Source organism: Bartonella sp. MR90HLJMH, from assembly GCF_042194115.1.
Lineage (GTDB): Bacteria > Pseudomonadota > Alphaproteobacteria > Rhizobiales > Rhizobiaceae > Bartonella > Bartonella grahamii.
The window spans coordinates 1-20,132 of record NZ_JBHIMM010000008.1 but is presented as its reverse complement, the minus strand read 5'-3'; the positions used below and the strand labels follow the sequence as shown (position 1 = coordinate 20,132).

Below are 20,132 nucleotides of genomic sequence, written 5' to 3'. Positions count from 1 at the left end.
AATTCCTCACTTCCATTCCATTACACATTGTAACGGATGTTCATTTTGACGTGCACATTCCCTCACTTGTAATATTTTCATTTCAGCCACTTCATAAGTATAAGTTCCACATTCTCCTATCCCACTGTGATGAACATTTAACATTATTCGCGTTGCCTCTTCGAAACTTTTTTTAAAAAAGTTCTTCAAAACGAAAACAACAAAATCCATAGGTGTGTAATCATCATTAAGCAAAAAAACTCGACATAATTTAGGTTTTTCGAGTTTTGCTCTAGCCTTAGGTATTATAACCGCACCATGCCTAACTTCATCCCAATTCTTGCCCTTTTCATTATGCATAATATGAGCTATAGAGTTTATTATGAGGATCTGTCCCATTATCGTTTTCCATGCAGCACATTTTTTATTAATTTTAAATTCTTTCATGACTATTGCAATACCTGTATGTATTAGAAAAAGATTCCCTCTATGGTTAGACTTCAATCACTCACTCATAAAATAACTTCTGTAAACAAATTAGTAATACCATTCGTCTAAACTGCATCAACAAATTACAGAAAAGGAAGCTTTATAGAAGTTTTTCAGGATAAATGGAGAAATAGGATACTGCAAGTGTATATTAATTATCAAAAAATTATGCGCTACTGTAAAACAATAGCAATTTCTTTTGTTGTGTTAGCTTTTTCTTACTGTTGGGCATCAGCTACACCTCAAGGAGCCTATCCTGATAAGTATGCGGCTATTGTTATAGATGCTACTACGGGAAAAACTCTATTTCAAGCCAATGCAACACTGAAACGTTATCCTGCTTCTTTAACAAAGATGATGACATTGTACTTACTCTTTGAAGCTATGCAGATGCGTCGTGTGACACCAAATACACCAATTCCCGTTTCACATTATGCAGCAATGCGTCCACCGACAAAAATTGGGTTTAAAGCAGGCCAAACAATTTCTGCAGAATCAGCAGCTAAAGCACTCATTACAAGATCCGCAAATGATGTTGCTGCTGCCATTGCAGAATATCTTGGAGGTAGTGAAAAAAAATTCGCTCAAATGATGACTGTAAAAGCTCGTAAACTTGGCATGAAACATACACATTTCGCAAATGCTTCAGGACTTCCGGATGTGCACAATTATTCTACAGCACGAGATATAGCGACTTTGTCATTAGCTTTACGTAAACATTTTCCAAAACAATATAAATTGTTCAAAACAAAAAGTTTTAATTTCCGTGGGCATAAAATTAACAGCCACAATAAACTCGTTAAAATAATGAAAGGTGTCGATGGAATTAAAACAGGATACACACAAATGTCAGGTTCTAATTTAGCAACTTCAATGCGTCTTGATGGGCGCTCTGTTGTCGCTGTTGTTATGGGAGGGAAATCATCTACTGCACGTGACGAGCATATGGCTAGCCTATTGAATCAATATTTGCCCAAAGCAAGCCAAATGAAAAGTGGTGAACGTTTAATGGCTTCTGTACGCTATCACTTACCGACTGGCGCCAATACTCCTATACCGACTATTAAAGCTGATTCAAGTAATTTTGATGATGAAATTTCGACTATGTTGACAGCATTTGCAGAACAACCTAAAAACTCCAATACCGCAATAACGGCTGTAAATAAGGTAATTATACCAATACCAAACCCTCAAAAAACTATACCGGTTGAGACTCATAAAATTGTAACAGCCTCTTTGTCCACAAATGCCGGATGGGCTATCCAAATTGGTTCTCTTCCTAGTGAAGAACAAGCAAAAACTTTACTTTTAAAAGCAAAAAATATAGCTTTTTCTACTTTAAAGCACGCATCTTCACACATGCAACTGTTTGAAAAAAATGGGCAGCGTTATTACCGAGCGCGCTTTACAGGGTTTCAATCAAAAAAAGCTGCATTTGATGCTTGCTCTACATTAAAGAAAGCAAATTTTAACTGCTATACTGTAGCCTACTAAAAATTTTTGAATTCTGCGTTAAGGATAGTATTATGACAGATAATGCTTTTGCTTCATTCCATAAAAAAGAAATTTTATTGAAGCAATCATCCCTCCTTTCATTGCGTTCTCTTCACGATGCTGCCGCAAAACTTACTGGTTTAAAATATAATTCGACGGCATTAGATACACAATCTCTTGTTAACCTTCTCATTTGCCAAACAATACGCAACCGTCGTCTCATAATGCCTCCTGTACGCATTCATTTACGCGTTGCTAGCCAAACTGGTAATGTGCCTATCAAAATCCGTCTAGGAGCAACAAATATTTAATTCTACAGACCATCTCTAAAAAATTATTTTATTATTAACCATTATCTACAGCCTTAGAAACTCCTTTGATAAACATACTTTTTTCTTATTATGGAATTGTGCTGACAGCTTTTCCAACTATCCAATACCTCCAAGCTTTCAATAAAACCATTATTAAAGACATAAAAAAACACCCAATATTTTTTCACTTTTGGATTTAATATAAAAATTATCCTTGATATCTTTTTGGAAAAAATGAATAGCTTCATTGGATGAAAACTTATCATTTTAGGGATTATTGTAAAAGTTCAATAAAGGAAGTCCCTCTTAATAACGGTCCCCCTTACAACATAAACGCTGTAAAAAATAATCTAACTCCTCTTACTTTTATTTCTTTCAACAGACAAAGAAAATTGGAAAATACAACAAATACTATCGATGAAAAAACGTAAAAGAAATTATCAGATTAAATATCATGATAACGATTTCCATAAGATTTTAATTTATAATTTATTTTTTGCATATTGAATAAGAGGTTTTCGTAAAATTCTCTTATTTTCCTTCTTATATTCAATCAGTCAAAATCGTTCGCTTGCTCATCACGAGCAAGATTGGCATTAAACTATAAAAAAGGATGATAGTGCTGGTTTTCTCCCTCTATAAATAAAGATGCTAATACTCTATAGGTTTTATACCATTCATGGAAAACTTACATTATACTATTCATATGTAAGATACTGATTTATAAAGATAGTTCATTATTTTGCATGTTAGATAAAAATCTCGAATATCGTAAGATTCTCTCATTTGAAATTTGTTTATGTTGAATCAATCCAAACCGTTCTCTTGCATATTACGAGCGAGATTAGTGTGTGGCGTGAGACCGCACCAAAAAAACTCAAAATGCCTATAATGAACCGTTTCAAATGCCAAGGGCTTTGGTCCCCATACAAGGGGGGGCTGGTAAAGTGTATAATCGTGCCAGCATACTCTTTTTATTAAGCATAAAGATGGGGATAGCTCAATGGATTTACTGTTATACCATTCACAGGTGCCATCGCGAAATGAGTTTGGGAGCGTTGAGAGATATTTCTTTAAAGCAAACTCATGAATGAGTAACACGATAATGTTCTATCGTGTGCATTCTATTCTCATGAGAATTTTGATAAATATTTTTTAATGTATATGCTATTATTTATTTTAGTTTTTTTGACGGTACAGAATTTATAAATAAAAAAGATATTTCCAATATATCTCTTAATTATTGTAAATTAGCATTTCTTTTCAAGGTATTTTTTACCATACTAGGTATCAAAAGATCTTCACTTCTAAAAATTAAAATCTTTAAAATTCTCTCTCCTCATCATAATTATTCAGATTTAACACAAATTTTCCTTGGATACTCAGGCATAATCTTCCATTACTTAAAAGATATGGCTATGGAAACTTTTAAAAGCCATAAAACCCAGCTAAAAAATAATGGCAGACTGATCACTAATTTTACTTTACGCTTTTTTATTTTTTCTAAATTAGACTTTTTTCCCATTTTAGAGACAAATCAGATAGATACTGATACTACTCCCCCTCCAAACTTGCATGCCAAAGCTACTATTCGTTAAGAAAACACTGAATCATCTCAAATTTATTTCAAGCTGCTGTTTCATTAAAGTGGAATTTTGATTTATAAGTAACAAAAAAACATAAGCTTTATCAGGAAATACGATCCCCCTCCCAAAAATTCCAGTTATGGATTGAAAAATGTTTCAGCTCCTAACAAGATATTGTATTGACTGCAAGACCACCTTTACTTGTCTCTTTATAGCGTTCACTCATATCATGACCAGTCTGGCGCATTGTTTCTATACAAGCATCAAGAGAAACAAAATGATCTCCATTACCATATAATGCAAGAGAAGAAGCCGTTACCGCCTTAACAGCTCCCATTGCATTACGCTCAATACAAGGAACTTGTACAAGACCTGCAACAGGATCACATGTCATTCCCAAATGATGTTCAAGCGCAATTTCTGCCGCATTTTCAATTTGAGCTGGCGTTCCACCTAACGCTGCGGTCAACCCTGCTGCGGCCATTGAAGATGCCGTTCCAACTTCACCTTGACACCCAACTTCTGCACCAGAAATAGAGGCATTATGTTTGATAACACCGCCTATAGCTGCTGCCGTTAATAGAAAATTATGTATTCCCTCTCGATCTGAATCATCATTAAATTGAAGATAATAACGCAAAACTGCTGGGACAACTCCAGCTGCCCCATTTGTTGGAGCTGTAACAACACGACCACCTGCTGCATTTTCCTCATTGACTGCTATAGCATATACCGAAAGCCAATCATTTGCCCAAAGTGGATAATTGCGATTTTTCTTTTGATTTTCCAAAAGCGTTTCATGCAGCTTTTTAGCACGCCTTAGAACACGCAATCCACCAGGCAACTCACCTTCTTGTGAAAGACCTCTATCAATGCAATTTGTCATCGCTGAAAAAATTTCATCAAGCCCTGTATCAAGAGAAGAACGCTCTATCTTTGTTTCTTCATTTAAGCGCTTCATTTCAGCAATTGAAAGTCCTGATTTTTCTGCCATTGATAACATTGCACCAGCAGAATCAAATGGATATGGCACCTCTAATGTTTCTGGTTGTATATTATCATTCATATGGCTTAATTCATCCTCAGTCACAACAAAGCCACCACCGATAGAATAATAAATCTGCCGCAACAGAACATTCCCATCAGTATTAAGTCCTTCAAAGGCTAGTCCATTTGTATGTCCTGGGAGAATTTTCTTTCGTTCAAAAATAAGATCACGCTGCACATCAAACTGATAAGCGAGATGGCCTTCTGGTTGCACTTTTTTTTCACGTATAACTTTTTCTAACAACCCTCCCATGCTATCAGGATCAACAGTAGAAGCTTTTTCTCCTAAAAGTCCTAATATGATAGCCCTATCTGTTGCATGACCAATACCCGTGAAAGCTAAAGAACCATAAAGATAAACACGTATACGAGAAACTTGAATATCAGACGACTGAGAAAAATCTCCTATCTTTTGCAAAAACATATTAGCAGCTGTCATCGGTCCCATCGTATGTGAGCTAGAAGGACCAATCCCAATTTTAAAAAGTTCAAAAACAGATAGAAACACGTATCACCTCAAAACTATAGTACAGCTTGAGCATATATGCTTTTTCATAACGTTTGTCCCGTTTAAAATCAAACTGCGAGATAAACTAAAAAAATGACAGCAATAAACACGAATGTCGCTCGTCTTGCTACCACCCAACACTTTCTCTCTATAGTGTTTTCCATTAGACTCACCTTCAAAAAACGGACAATGCCCCTAGAGCCACCGCTCTTAATGTTTCAAACGTAGTAAAATAAGTGTTAATATGCAATATTAAAATTCAATAAGGATGCGAAATTCTTATCGGAAATATTTTTTATAATGCACCAAGTTCTTCAAAACGTATGCTTAATTATATAAAATATTTTATGGGTATGTTTCAATGAAACGTACAAAGTTTTCTAACGGTTCGCGTTCTGTCTCAAAATTGTTTTCTGGAGCACTCATATCGCGATAACCAAGTGCCATACCACAGATAATATGGCGATCAGAAGGAATAGATAAAAGCGTACGAATCTGTTTATGATAATCAGCAAAAGCAGCTTGAGGACAGGTATCTAATCCAAATCCACGTGCAGCTAACATAATGGTCTGCATAAACATACCCAAATCAAGCCAACTCCCCATTTCCATGTCATGATCCATTGTAAATAAGAGTCCTACAGGTGCATCAAAAAATAAAAAATTTCGCGCCTTTTGATGAAGTACTTTTTCTTCATCACCTTTTTGAATTCCAAGACTCTGATAAAGATCCAAACCAACTTTTCGACGCCTTGAAATATAAGGCTCACGCCACTGACGTGGATAATAACTATACTCACGCTCTCCTTTTACACCTGAAAGCACAAGTTGTGAAAGCTCTTGCCCTACTTTCTGTAATACACTTCCTGTAAGCACAATCACTTGCCATGGCTGAATATTTGTTCCAGATGGTGCACGTGCTGCAAGTTTTAAGATTTCTTTGATTGTTTCCAAACTAACTGGCTGATCAGTAAAAGCGCGAATTGACTTTCGTGATAAAATAGATTGAAAAACACTCATAGGAGAGACTGCCATTGTTTTTACTTTCTTTATGAAAAATAATTTTTTACTTATCAAGGACAATATATTGCGAAAATACCTTCGCAGCTTTTTTCGAACACTCTATTTCTTTAAATAACTTACACATTTCACGTAGTGTTAAAGATTCCCCTTAGAGATAGTATAACACATCTCTTTTAATAGAAAAAAATTGTCTAAAAGCAGATGAAATAAATTTTATAATCAATGATTAACCCCCAACTCCGCTAAGCTCTCAAAAAAACTCTCCTCAATTCGTTCTAAATCCTGTAGAAGATCATCAATATCATTCTGCATCTGCTTTAAATCAGCTCGTTTTTTATGAATTCCTGCAATTAATTTCTTAAGCTTTTTCTCATCATCAGGTGGTTTTCCAACCATTGTCAACATATCAGATATTTCAGAAAACGAAAATTTAACTCTTTTAGCACGCAGAATTTGTTTTAACTTATGACGATCCGTTTGTGTATAAAGCCGTGTATTTCCACGCCGAAAAGGAATAAGAAGTCCCTCTTCTTCATAATAACGCAAAGTCCGAGCTGTTATTGAAAACTCACGTGTTAATTTTCCAATTGAATAATATTCGTGCATTTTTTTATTCTGTCTTCATAGATCACATTGTGATAAGAAATATGTCTATTTTTTATAATACTTAGTGAGCACCCTAATCTCTACTCTCCTGCATTCTAATTTAGAAGAAGATACATTCTTGTCATACAAGTATTGTATAGTAGAGAATCAATTATTTTTTAGATTATAAAAAAGACTATCGATCTTTCATTATAAGTCCTTTAAAATCTTTATAAAAGATATCAATCAACAATTTTCCTAAAATTCAAAATCAATCATTATTTGATTTGTAGATAACCAACTCTTTTCCTTGAATATGGCTTTTGAGTTTCACATAATTACAAAACAATAAGCTACTAAAGATGTTTAAAATAACTATTGCCTTATAATTTTTGATATTTTTCAGGAAAATATGCAACTTCTGCATTTCGAAATAAAAAAACGTCTGAATAGAAAGTTCAGACGTTTTTTTATTATGTGATGTTATATTTAAATTATTCAGCAACTGCTTGGGTTGTCATATTTGTCAACATAGCCTTAGCCACTTCGTTATTACTAGACTTACGCTGCTCATCTACAATCAAATCATCACGAACTGCAGCAATACGACGGATTTGAGAAATCGTACCACCCGTACCTGCTGGAATAAGACGACCGACAATAACGTTCTCTTTAAGTCCTTGCAAAGTATCAATTTTACCAGAAACTGCTGCTTCAGTAAGAACACGTGTTGTTTCCTGAAACGATGCCGCCGAAATGAAAGAAGGCGTTTGAAGAGAAGCTTTTGTAATTCCAAGAAGAATGGGATTACCAGAGGCAGGTTTCTTCCCTTCTGCAATCAAATTATCATTGATTTCATCAAGTTCAATACGATCAACATTATCACCTGGAATATAACCAGAATCTCCAGATTCAGTAATTTCAACTTTTTGCAACATTTGACGAACAATCACTTCAATGTGCTTGTCATTAATAAGAACTCCCTGCAAACGATAAACCTCCTGAATCTCATTAACAAGATAAGATGCCAAAGCTTCAACCCCCTTAATCGCCAAGATATCATGAGGTGCTGGATTACCATCAAGGATATAATCTCCCTTTTCAATTTGATCACCTTCTTGGAAGTGAAACAACTTACCTTTTGGAATCAAATATTCTACTGCCTCAAGAGTTTCATCATTTGGTTCAATAATGATACGACGTTTATTCTTATAACCACGGCCGAATCGAATCGTACCACTTACTTCAGCAATAATCGCATGATCCTTTGGACGACGCGCTTCAAAAAGCTCAGCCACACGTGGTAAACCACCCGTAATATCTTTCGTCTTGGCACTTTCCATTGGCAAACGAGCAATAACATCACCAGCCTTAACATGAGCACCAAGCTCAACAGAAAGAATAGTTTCCACTGACATCATATAACGCGCTTCACCTCCCTTATACAATTTAGCAATGGATTCACCTTCTTTATCTGCATGGATAATAATGGCTGGTTTAAGATCCGCACCACGTGGATTAGCGCGCCAATCAATCACCAAACGCTTCGTAATACCCGTAGATTCATCAGCTGTTTCAGTGACAGATAAACCATCAATCATATCTTCAAAACCCACATAGCCTTCAACTTCCGTTAAAATTGGACGTGTGTAAGGATCCCATTCTGCTATACGTTGGCCACGTTTAACCATATCACCATCATCAACAAAAATATGGGCACCATAGCTAACACGATGTACAACGCGCTCTTTTCCTAACTCATCCTTGATAAGGATAGCCATATTACGCCCCATCACCACCAAATGTCCTTCAGAGTTACGAACCACATTACGATTACGAATCTCCACCTTACCTTCATAAGATGCCTCTAAATAAGATGAATCAACAACCTGCGCAGTTCCTCCTAAGTGGAAAGTACGCATAGTAAGCTGTGTTCCCGGTTCACCAATGGATTGAGCAGCAATAACACCAACGGCTTCTCCCTGATTAACAGGTGTTCCACGCGCCAAATCACGACCATAGCATTTTGCACAAACACCAAGACGTGTTTCACATGTTAAAGCAGAACGAATTTGAACAGATTGAATTCCAGCTTCTTCAATCTTCGCGACATCAGCTTCCTCAATCATCGCTCCACCTTCAAGGATAACCTCTCCAGAGACAGGATGTAGAATATCAACAAGCGCTGTACGACCAAGAATCCTTTGCCCAAGGGAGGCAACAATTTGTCCTGCATCAACAATTGGCTGCATGGTAAGCCCTTTTGCGGTACCACAATCAACTGCTGAAATAATAGCATCCTGTGCAACATCAACAAGACGCCGTGTTAAATAACCAGAGTTCGCCGTCTTTAACGCAGTATCAGCAAGTCCTTTACGTGCACCATGCGTGGAATTGAAGTATTCATTAACAGTTAGACCTTCTTTAAAATTTGAAATAATGGGGGTTTCAATAATTTCACCCGATGGTTTTGCCATTAATCCACGCATACCGGCCAATTGTCTCATCTGGTTAGCAGAACCACGTGCCCCAGAATGCGACATCATATAGATCGAATTCATCGGCCGTTGACGACCTGTTTTAGGATCAAAATCGACGGCTTGAATACGTTTCATCATTTCATCTGCAACGCGATCTGTACATTTACCCCAAGCATCTACAACCTTATTGTATTTTTCACCTTGTGTAATCAAACCATCATTATATTGCTGTTCATACTCCTTAGCCAAAGCTTCTGTCTCTGCAACTAAACGCGACTTACTATCAGGAATAACCATATCATCCTTACCGAATGAAATTCCTGCACGACAAGCATAAGAAAAGCCAAGCTGCATAATACGGTCGCAAAAAATAACCGTCTCTTTTTGTCCACAGTGCCGATAAACATGATCAATCATTTTAGAAATATTCTTTTTCGTCATTTCTTGATTGACAATATCAAATGAGATATCCGAATTTCTTGGCAAAAGCTCACCGATAATCAAACGACCAGGTGTCGTATCATAAAGTTTAGAAACTTCTTTTCCATCCTTCCCCATATTCTTAACACGGCCTTTAATCTTCGTATGAAGCGTTACAACCTTATTTTCCAAGGCATAATGAAGCTCACCTATGTCAGAAAAAGCCATTCCTTCACCTGGTTCTTTTTCAGAAACAATTGAAAGATAATAAAGACCAAGGACCATATCCTGTGAGGGAACAATAATTGGGGCACCATTGGCCGGATGAAGAATATTATTGGTCGACATCATCAAAACACGAGCTTCAAGCTGTGCTTCAAGAGAAAGCGGAACGTGAACCGCCATCTGATCTCCATCAAAATCCGCATTAAAAGCAGTACACACCAGTGGATGAAGTTGAATAGCTTTGCCTTCAATTAAGATAGGTTCAAAAGCCTGAATCCCCAAACGGTGCAATGTTGGCGCACGGTTGAGTAAAACAGGGTGTTCACGAATAACCTCATCCAAGATATCCCAAACTTCTGGATGTTCTTTTTCAACAAGCTTCTTTGCCTGCTTTACCGTTGATGAATAGCCTTTTGCATCAAGCCGCGCATAAATAAAAGGCTTAAACAATTCAAGAGCCATTTTTTTGGGAAGACCACATTGATGCAATTTTAATTCAGGACCCGTCACGATAACAGAACGCCCCGAGTAATCAACACGCTTCCCAAGTAAGTTCTGACGAAAACGTCCTTGCTTACCCTTCAACATATCTGATAGGGACTTGAGAGGACGTTTATTGGCTCCAGTAATCACACGCCCACGCCGTCCATTATCAAACAATGCATCAACAGCTTCTTGTACCATACGCTTTTCATTGCGCACGATAATTCCAGGAGCACGCAATTCAATCAGCCGTTTCAAGCGGTTATTACGATTAATAACCCGCCGATAAAGATCATTCAGATCTGATGTCGCAAAACGCCCACCATCAAGCGGAACCAATGGACGCAAATCCGGTGGAATAACCGGAATTGTTTTCATAATCATCCACTCTGGCTTATTTCCAGATTCAAGAAAATTTTCAACGATTTTAAGTCGTTTAATCAGTTTTTTCTGCTTTAACTCTGAAGTTGTTTCAGCTAATTCGAGACGCAAATCATTGGCGATTTTATTTAACTCCATACCAGCTAAAAGCTCGTAAATAGCTTCAGCGCCAATCATAGCTGTAAACTGATCTTCTCCAAACTCATCAATAGCAAGCATATATTCTTCTTCAGAAAGAAGCTGATGGAGCTTAAGAGATGTCAATCCTGGTTCGGTTACAATATAATTCTCAAAATAAAGAACCCGCTCAATATCTTTTAAAGTTAAATCTAAAAGTGTAGAAATACGACCTGGTAATGATTTAAGAAACCATATATGCGCAACAGGTGCCGCAAGTTCAATATGCCCCATACGCTCACGACGTACGCGCGAAAGAGTAACCTCTACACCGCATTTTTCACAAATAATGCCCTTATACTTCATGCGTTTATATTTGCCACATAGACATTCATAGTCTTTAATAGGGCCAAATATACGTGCACAAAAAAGACCATCACGCTCTGGTTTAAAAGTCCTATAATTAATAGTCTCAGGCTTCTTAATCTCACCATACGACCAGGACAAAATTTTCTCAGGACTCGCAATAGAAATGCGAATAGAGTCAAATGTCTGCGCTGGCGCTTGAGGATTGAAAAGATTCATGACCTCGTGGTTCATGCTGTTCTCCTTCAAAGATTCTTAGAACCTGTTGTAATATCTCATTTTTTTATAACAGATCTTCTTTAAAATACATTTACTTTTAAAAATGACCTGTATAACCTTAATAAGGTTATTGAAACTCTTAAAGCAATCAGAGCGCAGTCTTTTTCTACTGCGCTCCTTGAATTATTATTCTGCTGTATCAGACAATGCCCGCTGTGCAATAAATTCGCGCGCATCATCAAGCTCCACATTAAGAGCAAGTGAGCGCATTTCTTTTACCAACACATTAAAGCTTTCGGGTATACCCGCCTCAAATGTATCATCACCACGCACAATTGCCTCATAGACTTTCGTTCGACCAGCCACATCATCTGATTTTACTGTTAGCATCTCCTGCAAAGTATATGCAGCACCATAAGCTTCAAGTGCCCAAACCTCCATTTCACCAAAACGCTGACCACCAAACTGTGCCTTACCTCCTAATGGCTGCTGCGTAACAAGTGAATAGGGACCAATAGAACGTGCATGAATCTTATCATCAACAAGGTGATGCAATTTCAACATGTAAATATATCCTACCGTTACTGGACGATCAAAAGGCTCTCCAGTACGACCATCATAAAGCGTAACCTGCCCTGAACTATCTAAGCCTGCGTCCTCCAGCATCATGTTAATATCAGACTCATGTGCTCCATCAAAAACAGGCGTTGCAATTGAAACCCCTTTCTTCATCTGTAATGCCAATTTGTAAAGGCTTTCATTATCATACTGACGGACTGGTTCATTTTGATTATCATCAGGCATAAGATTTTCAATACGCTGACGCAACGGCAATATATCCCCAGTCTCTTGATACAATTCTAACAAATCACCAATCTTCTTGCCCATCCCCGCACATGCCCAACCAAGATGCGTCTCAAGAATTTGTCCAACATTCATACGACTAGGCACACCAAGCGGATTCAAGACGATATCAGCATGAGTCCCATCTTCAAGAAATGGCATATCTTCTACGGGAAGAATACGTGAAACAACACCCTTATTCCCGTGACGTCCTGCCATCTTATCACCTGGTTGGATTTTGCGCTTCACAGCCACAAAAACCTTCACCATTTTCATGACACCAGGAGGCATTTCATCACCTCTTTGGACCTTTTCAACTTTATCCATAAAGCGACGTTGTAATGCTTCTTTTGATTCATCATATTGCTTGCGCAAAGCTTCAATTTCATTTTGAAGCTTTTCATCCTCAACAGCAAATTGCCACCACTGGGATCGTGGATAATGCCCCATTACTGTACTATCAAGCTTTTTGCTGCCCGAAAAGCCTTTCGGACCTTCTACAGCAACTTTACCTGTCAACATATCAGTAAGGCGCGCATAAACATTGCGATCAAGAATAGACTGCTCATCATCACGGTCTTTTGCTAAACGCTCAATTTCTTCACGCTCAATTGCCATCGCACGTTCATCTTTTTCCACGCCATGGCGATTAAAAACGCGAACTTCAACAACAGTACCAAAAGTTCCAGGAGGCATACGCATAGAAGTATCACGAACATCGGATGCCTTTTCCCCAAAAATTGCACGCAGAAGCTTTTCTTCCGGCGTCATGGGACTTTCACCTTTTGGGGTAATCTTTCCAACTAAAATATCACCTGGTTGAACTTCAGCACCAATATAAATAATGCCAGCTTCATCAAGATTTCTTAACGCTTCTTCCGCAACATTAGGAATGTCGCGCGTAATTTCCTCAGGCCCAAGTTTTGTATCGCGTGCTGCAACTTCAAATTCCTCAATATGAATTGAAGTAAAAACATCATCAGCAACAATGCGCTCGGATAACAAAATAGAATCTTCATAATTGTATCCATTCCAAGGCATAAAGGCTACGAGAACATTCCGCCCAAGAGCTAAATCACCAAGATCCGTGGATGGACCATCTGCAATGATATCACCTTTCTCTACCCTATCACCGACATGTACAAGAGGACGCTGATTAATACAAGTGGACTGATTAGAACGCTGAAATTTCTGTAGGCGGTAAATATCAACGCCTGATTTTGAAGGATCTAAATCTTCTGTTGCACGGATAACAATACGGGTAGCATCGACTTGATCAACAACACCACTACGTTTTGCACTCACAGCAGCTCCTGAATCGCGCGCAACAATGGCTTCCATTCCCGTCCCAACAAATGGCGCTTCAGCACGTACAAGAGGAACTGCCTGACGCTGCATGTTCGATCCCATAAGCGCACGATTCGCATCATCATTTTCCAAAAAAGGAATAAGCGCTGCTGCAACTGAAACCAACTGTTTTGGTGAAACATCCATCAAATCAACATGATCACGCGGCGCCATTAAAACTTCACCAGCATGACGGCAAACAACAAACTCTTCTGTAAAACGACCTTCACTATCTAATGACGAATTAGCTTGAGCGACATAATGCTTTGCTTCTTCCATCGCTGAAAGATAAATAACTTCTTTTGTGACTTTTCCATCAACAATTTTTCGATATGGGCTTTCAATAAAGCCATATTTGTTAACTCGCGCAAATGTTGCTAAGGAGTTAATCAGACCAATATTGGGGCCTTCTGGTGTTTCAATGGGACAAATACGACCATAATGCGTAGGATGTACGTCACGGACTTCAAAACCCGCACGTTCACGAGTCAAACCACCTGGACCAAGAGCAGAAAGACGGCGCTTATGGGTAATCTCCGACAATGGATTAGTTTGATCCATAAACTGCGACAATTGCGAAGACCCAAAAAACTCACGAACTGCTGCTGCAGCAGGCTTTGCATTGATCAAATCCTGTGGCATAACTGTATCAATTTCAACCGATGACATACGCTCTTTTATCGCACGCTCCATACGAAGAAGACCAATGCGATATTGATTTTCCATTAACTCCCCAACGGAACGAACGCGACGGTTGCCAAGATTATCAATATCATCAATTTCGCCACGACCATCACGCAATTCAACCAACATCTTAACAACAGCGAGAATATCCTCTTGGCGTAAAATGCGAACTGTATCTGGACAATCAAGATCCATACGCAAATTCATCTTAACACGCCCAACGGCTGAAAGATCATAACGCTCTGGATCAAAAAACAATGAATGGAACATTGCTTCTGCTGTATCGATTGTTGGGGGCTCACCTGGACGCATCACTCGGTAAATATCAAATAACGCATCCTGCCGACTTTCATTTTTATCCACCTTTAAAGTATTGCGGATATAAGCGCCAATATTCATGTGATCAATATCAAGGATATTGATTTGATCAGCACTAACATCAAGCAAAACTTTTAATACTTTTTCGTCAATTTCATCACCAGCTTCAAGGTAAATTTCACCTGTTTCGTAATTGACGATATCTTCGGCTAGATAACAACCTAATAAATCATCTTCACTAACTTTAACCGCTTTAAGTCCTTTTTCTGCCAAAGACTTCGCAGTACGAACTGTTAATTTTTTACCAGCCTCCGCGACGACTTCACCACTATCTGCATCTATAAGGTCAGAAATGAGCTTCATTCCTTTAAAGCGATCAACAGAATAAGGAACTCGCCATCCTTCTCCATCACGCTCATAAGGCACTTTATCATAAAACGTCGATAAAATATCTGACGCATCCATACCCAGTGCCATCAAAAGACTAGTAACAGGAATCTTGCGCCGTCGATCAATACGTGCATAAATGATGTCCTTAGCATCAAACTCAATATCAAGCCAAGAACCACGATACGGAATAACACGAGCAGCAAAAAGAAGCTTTCCTGATGAATGGGACTTTCCTTTATCATGGTCAAAAAAGACACCAGGAGAACGATGCATCTGCGAAACAATAACACGTTCCGTACCATTAACAATAAAGGTACCATTCGTCGTCATTAAAGGCATATCGCCCATATAAACGCCTTGCTCTTTAATGTCTTTGATATCTTTGGAGCCAGTATCCTCATCAACATCAAAAACAATCAAACGTAATATGACCTTTAATGGGGCAGCATAAGTTAAATCACGTTGACGGCACTCCTCAACATCAAATTTCGGTAAATCAAATTCATAACCAACAAACTCAAGCATAGCTGTACCGGAAAAATCTGAAATAGGAAAAACCGATTTAAAAACAGCTTGCAAACCTTCATCTGGTCGTCCACCTTTCGGTTCCTCAACCATGAGAAACTGATCGTATGACGCTTTTTGAACCTCAATAAGATTCGGCATTTCTGCTACTTCAGGAATCTTACCAAAAAATTTGCGTACGCGCTTACGACCATTGAATTGAGACATCATTGCGTGAGTCTGAGCCATCGTCGCTCCTTGATCTTTACTCTTCAAGGTAGACCAACCTTGAAAGCCTTATATCATTAACCTGCATATGCAGACCAGTTCACTTGATACTCAATATTGAGCATCTTTAACTTTCCCCATCAACATAAGCCATTTATCTTTTTGACTCTATGATGAAGGGACGGATAGTGCAAACCTATCCCATTATTGTTACGAAACCGTTGGGAAAAGGTTTTTTTACTCATTATTTTTCCTCTTTGTATTAAGAGAAAGAAAATCGGCGAACATAAATGCCCGCCGATAAAATTAAATTTACTTAAGTTCTACTTTAGCACCAGCAGCTTCAAGTTGAGATTTAATTTTTTCTGCTTCTTCTTTAGAAGCACCCTCTTTAATAGGCTTAGGTGCCCCTTCAACCAGATCTTTAGCTTCTTTAAGACCAAGTCCAGTAAGAGCACGAACTTCCTTAATAACATTAATTTTTTGCGCGCCACCTTCAACAAGAATAACATCAAATTCTGTTTTTTCTTCAGCAGCTGGAGCAGCAGCACCAGCAACAGCAGCGACAGCTACAGGAGCAGCAGCCGAAACTCCCCACTTCTCTTCAAGTAACTTAGAAAGCTCAGCGGCTTCCAAAAGGGTTAGATTAGAAAGGTCTTCTACGATCTTCTCTAGATCAGCCATTTTTAAATTCCTTCAATTAAAAGATTTGAACCATTATTAAATCTTATCCAAAAAAACAGAAAAGCATTAAAGCCCTTCCATAAACGTGAATACAAACAGCCTTAAGCCGCCTTATCCTTCTGGGCATATGCTCCAATGACACGTGCAACCTGACCAGCAGGAGCATTAACAACCTGTGCAATACGGGTCGCAGGGGTAGAAATCATACCCACAAGTTTTGCACGCAACTCGTTTAATGAAGGCAATGAAGCCAATGACTTCACAGCATCTACAGTTAAACTTGTTGCACCCATTGAACCGCCAAGGATGACAAATTTGTCATTGCTTTTCGCAAAATCAACAGCAACTTTCGGTGCTGTGATTGGATCTTCTGAATAAGCAATAAGTGTTTGTCCAGTAAACAAACCCACTATCGATTCAGATTCCGTGCCCTGAAGAGCGATTTTAGCAAGACGGTTTTTGGCGACTTTAACGGCACCGCCAGCTTCACCCATTTTCGAACGTAGATCATTCATCTGTGAAACTGTCAGACCGGAATAATGTGCAACAACAACAGAACCAGACTTTCGAAAAGCCTCGTTAAGCCATGTAACAAATTCGCGTTTCTCCGCTCTATTCACTGTCTCTCTCCATTTAACAGATTTGCTTAAAACAAACCTGTTGGTTACCTTTGATAACATAAAATACTTCATGTCACCGATGAGGATCCTGTCCCCTTTTTCACGCATAACGATCAAAGGCAACCTTGGCTCAAACCCTTTAAGTCTTTTAACTCTCAGTTTTTACCCCAGTCTCATGCAGGTTTTTTTTGATTAAGATACTTAAAAGCATCACCTACAATCTCGGACAGGATATTCCGGAGTTTCTTCCGGTATAACCTAAGCCCTATAAAGCTTAGATAGCTAAATGCTGATCAAAACCAGCATTTTAAATACAATTTTGATATTCACATACCCCAAAATAAAATTATAAATCAGCTTACACTAGCTCTGAACGAACCGTTGCTGGATCAACTTTAACACCAATTCCCATAGTCGAAGAAACAGCAACGCGCTTAATATACTCACCTTTTGCACCTTGCGGTTTGGCTTTAATAACTGCACTTGCAAAGGCCTTTATATTTTCTACGATTTTTTCAACACCAAAAGAAGCCTTACCAATACCAGCATGCACAATACCAGCTTTTTCCACACGAAACTCAACAGCACCACCTTTAGAAGCTTTGACAGCACCGGCAACATCAAGTGTTACAGTACCAACTTTCGGATTCGGCATCAAACTCCGCGGACCAAGAATCTTACCAAGACGACCAACAAGAGGCATCATGTCTGGTGTTGCAATACAACGATCGAAGTCTATAGTCCCTCCATTAATGCTTTCAAACAAATCTTCAGCCCCTACAATATCAGCTCCTGCCGCCTTAGCTTCCTCAGCCTTATCCCCACGAGCAAAAACGGCAACACGAATATTTCTTCCTGTTCCATTAGGCAAATGAGCAACTCCTCGAACCATTTGATCAGCATGACGAGGATCAACACCCAAGTTCATTGAAATTTCGATTGTTTCATCAAACTTAGCAACCGCACGCTCCTTAACCATTGAAACGGCATCTTTTAAAGCGTAAAGTTCATTAAAATCAATATCTTTTCGGATATTTTTTATTCTTTTTGCTACTTTTGCCATAATATTAGCCCACCACTTCCAAGCCCATCGAGCGAGCAGAACCTTCAACCATACGCATTGCTGCCTCAATGTCATTCGCATTAAGATCTTTCATTTTTGATTCCGCAATCGAACGAATTTTATCGCGAGAAATGCTTCCTACAGACACTTTACCAGGCTCTTTTGAACCAGATTTCAGGTTTGCTTCCTTCTTTAAAAAGAATGATACAGGAGGCGTCTTGAGAGAAAATGTGAAAGACTTATCTTGGTAATACGTAATAACAACTGGAATCGGTGCTCCCTTTTCCATTTCTTGTGTAGCTGCATTAAACGCCTTACAAAATTCCATGATATTAATACCGCGTTGCCCAAGAGCTGGACCAATCGGTGGAGATGGAGTAGCAGCTCCTGCAGGAACCTGCAACTTAAGCTGACCTATACTTTTTTTTGCCATAACAATCTGCCTTTAATTTCACTGGTATACTGACAATTTATCTTGCCCATTACCCGCCGCAGTCACGTGGTTCGGATCATTAAGCCGACAAAAGCCATAAATCACCTCCCACTCCTTCCTTAAAGTAATTAAAACTACTCTAAGTTTAATCAGAGTTTTTCAACCTGACCAAATTCCAAATCAACAGGCGTAGGACGCCCAAAAATAAGCACTTCAACCTTAAGACGAGAGCGCTCTTCTTCAACCTCTTGAACAATTCCATTAAACGAAACAAAAGGACCATCAGCAACACGAACCTGCTCTCCAACCTCAAACAATACAGAAGACTTTGGAGACTCAACCCTTTCTTGAACTTGTTTGAGAATTTGCTCAACCTCTCGATCAGAAATGGGAACAGGACGCGCATCCGATCCTAAAAAACCTGTCACTTTAGGCGTATTCTTAATAAGATGATAAACTTCATCTGTTAACTCAGCACGAACAAGAACATAACCAGGAAAAAATTTCCGCTCAGCATCAACTTTACGTCCACGACGAACCTCTACAACACGCTCTGTTGGAACAAAAATCTTTTCAAAAAGATGATCAAGTCCTTTTTGCTTTGCTTCCTTATCAATAGCTTCCGCTACTTTCTTTTCAAAATTTGAATATGCCTGAACAATATACCAACGAGCTGCCACAGTCACACTTCCTTACATTCTCAACTAAAAAGATATTTCAGAAGATCAATAACCCGCCAAACACCAAAATTCATAACCTGATCCACAATAAAAAAGAAAGCTGAAGCCAACGCAGTTACCAACAAAACCATAACAGTAGAAATAACCGTCTCACGACGTGTAGGCCATTTCACTTTAATTGTTTCTGCATAAACCTGCTTCAAAAAGGTAATCGGATTGGTTTTAGATGCCATCGTCACACTATACTCTCTCTAGCCCTATTGTGTTTTATACAAAAAAATAAACAGAAAGAAATGCAAAAGCCAACTTTCAGACTTATGCAATTTCCTCACTTTTTATTCAATACCGTTTCATACACAAAAAAACAAGCCCTATATCAAAAAAAGCGAAAAAGGCAGCAAAATCCACTCCCTTATATGTAAAATTCTATTCCCCTTTGGCAGGGGCAGCAGGACTTGAACCCGCGACCTGCGGTTTTGGAGACCGCCGCTCTACCAACTGAGCTATACCCCTAACTCTCAAAACTAAAACACTTTTAACATCCCTTTAACAAGCATTATTTATTCAATGATCTTAGAGACGATACCGGCACCAACAGTACGACCACCTTCACGAATAGCAAAAC

At 38.6% G+C, this 20,132-nt stretch carries 14 protein-coding genes, 1 tRNA gene and 1 pseudogene; 2 read left to right on the top strand and 14 right to left on the bottom strand.

Translation table 11 applies throughout. The features are described from left to right. Positions 1 to 6: 6 nt before the first annotated feature. Positions 7 to 378, bottom strand: coding sequence for an ATP-dependent Clp protease adapter ClpS (gene clpS, locus ACFIJ9_RS06545; RefSeq protein WP_375636340.1), 372 nt, complete (start codon positions 376 to 378; stop codon positions 7 to 9). Between the two features lie 234 nt (positions 379 to 612). Here clpS and ACFIJ9_RS06540 point away from each other — a divergent pair, with 234 nt between their 5' ends. Beyond that, on the top strand, positions 613 to 1,962 hold the full coding sequence (locus tag ACFIJ9_RS06540) for a D-alanyl-D-alanine carboxypeptidase (RefSeq protein ID WP_375636254.1): 1,350 nt from the start codon (positions 613 to 615) through the stop codon (positions 1,960 to 1,962). A gap of 32 nt (positions 1,963 to 1,994) precedes the next feature. Continuing rightward, positions 1,995 to 2,273, top strand: a complete 279-nt coding sequence (locus ACFIJ9_RS06535) for a hypothetical protein (RefSeq protein ID WP_375626277.1) — start codon at positions 1,995 to 1,997, stop codon at positions 2,271 to 2,273. Between the two features lie 1,749 nt (positions 2,274 to 4,022). Here the strand turns inward: ACFIJ9_RS06535 and ACFIJ9_RS06530 are convergent. The 13 genes and pseudogenes from ACFIJ9_RS06530 to ACFIJ9_RS06470 all read right to left on the bottom strand — a co-directional run. Next, entirely contained in the window at positions 4,023 to 5,414 is a 1,392-nt protein-coding gene (locus ACFIJ9_RS06530) for an L-serine ammonia-lyase (RefSeq protein WP_375636252.1), read from the bottom strand. 345 nt (positions 5,415 to 5,759) lie between these two features. Next, entirely contained in the window at positions 5,760 to 6,449 is a 690-nt protein-coding gene (locus ACFIJ9_RS06525) for a nitroreductase (RefSeq protein WP_375636250.1), read from the bottom strand. A gap of 207 nt (positions 6,450 to 6,656) precedes the next feature. Further along, positions 6,657 to 7,043: a MerR family DNA-binding transcriptional regulator gene (locus tag ACFIJ9_RS06520; RefSeq protein WP_375636248.1), complete on the bottom strand. Its 387-nt coding sequence runs from the start codon at positions 7,041 to 7,043 to the stop codon at positions 6,657 to 6,659. Positions 7,044 to 7,516: 473 nt separating this feature from the next. Next, positions 7,517 to 11,728 (bottom strand): DNA-directed RNA polymerase subunit beta', encoded by a 4,212-nt coding sequence (gene rpoC / locus ACFIJ9_RS06515; RefSeq protein ID WP_375636247.1) that lies wholly within the window; start codon positions 11,726 to 11,728, stop codon positions 7,517 to 7,519. A 171-nt stretch (positions 11,729 to 11,899) separates the two neighbouring features. Further along, a complete protein-coding gene (rpoB, locus tag ACFIJ9_RS06510) occupies positions 11,900 to 16,048 on the bottom strand; it encodes a DNA-directed RNA polymerase subunit beta (protein ID WP_375636245.1) in 4,149 nt (1,382 codons plus the stop codon). Positions 16,049 to 16,339: 291 nt separating this feature from the next. Then, the gene (gene rplL / locus ACFIJ9_RS06505; protein ID WP_012755028.1) at positions 16,340 to 16,711 is read right to left on the bottom strand and encodes a 50S ribosomal protein L7/L12; all 372 of its coding nucleotides are present in this window, start codon (positions 16,709 to 16,711) and stop codon (positions 16,340 to 16,342) included. A 101-nt stretch (positions 16,712 to 16,812) separates the two neighbouring features. Then, positions 16,813 to 17,331, bottom strand: a complete 519-nt coding sequence (gene rplJ / locus ACFIJ9_RS06500) for a 50S ribosomal protein L10 (RefSeq protein ID WP_375636243.1) — start codon at positions 17,329 to 17,331, stop codon at positions 16,813 to 16,815. 358 nt (positions 17,332 to 17,689) lie between these two features. Further along, entirely contained in the window at positions 17,690 to 18,394 is a 705-nt protein-coding gene (gene rplA, locus ACFIJ9_RS06495; protein ID WP_375636241.1) for a 50S ribosomal protein L1, read from the bottom strand. A gap of 4 nt (positions 18,395 to 18,398) precedes the next feature. Continuing rightward, positions 18,399 to 18,827, bottom strand: a complete 429-nt coding sequence (gene rplK, locus ACFIJ9_RS06490; protein ID WP_273723157.1) for a 50S ribosomal protein L11 — start codon at positions 18,825 to 18,827, stop codon at positions 18,399 to 18,401. Between the two features lie 149 nt (positions 18,828 to 18,976). Next, the gene (nusG, locus tag ACFIJ9_RS06485; RefSeq protein WP_012755024.1) at positions 18,977 to 19,507 is read right to left on the bottom strand and encodes a transcription termination/antitermination protein NusG; all 531 of its coding nucleotides are present in this window, start codon (positions 19,505 to 19,507) and stop codon (positions 18,977 to 18,979) included. A gap of 20 nt (positions 19,508 to 19,527) precedes the next feature. Beyond that, complete coding sequence (gene secE, locus ACFIJ9_RS06480; protein WP_375636240.1) at positions 19,528 to 19,740, bottom strand: preprotein translocase subunit SecE; 213 nt, start codon at positions 19,738 to 19,740, stop codon at positions 19,528 to 19,530. A 204-nt stretch (positions 19,741 to 19,944) separates the two neighbouring features. After that, a tRNA-Trp gene (locus tag ACFIJ9_RS06475) sits at positions 19,945 to 20,020 on the bottom strand. 47 nt (positions 20,021 to 20,067) lie between these two features. Continuing rightward, positions 20,068 to 20,132, bottom strand: a pseudogene (locus tag ACFIJ9_RS06470) (elongation factor Tu); the annotation flags it as partial.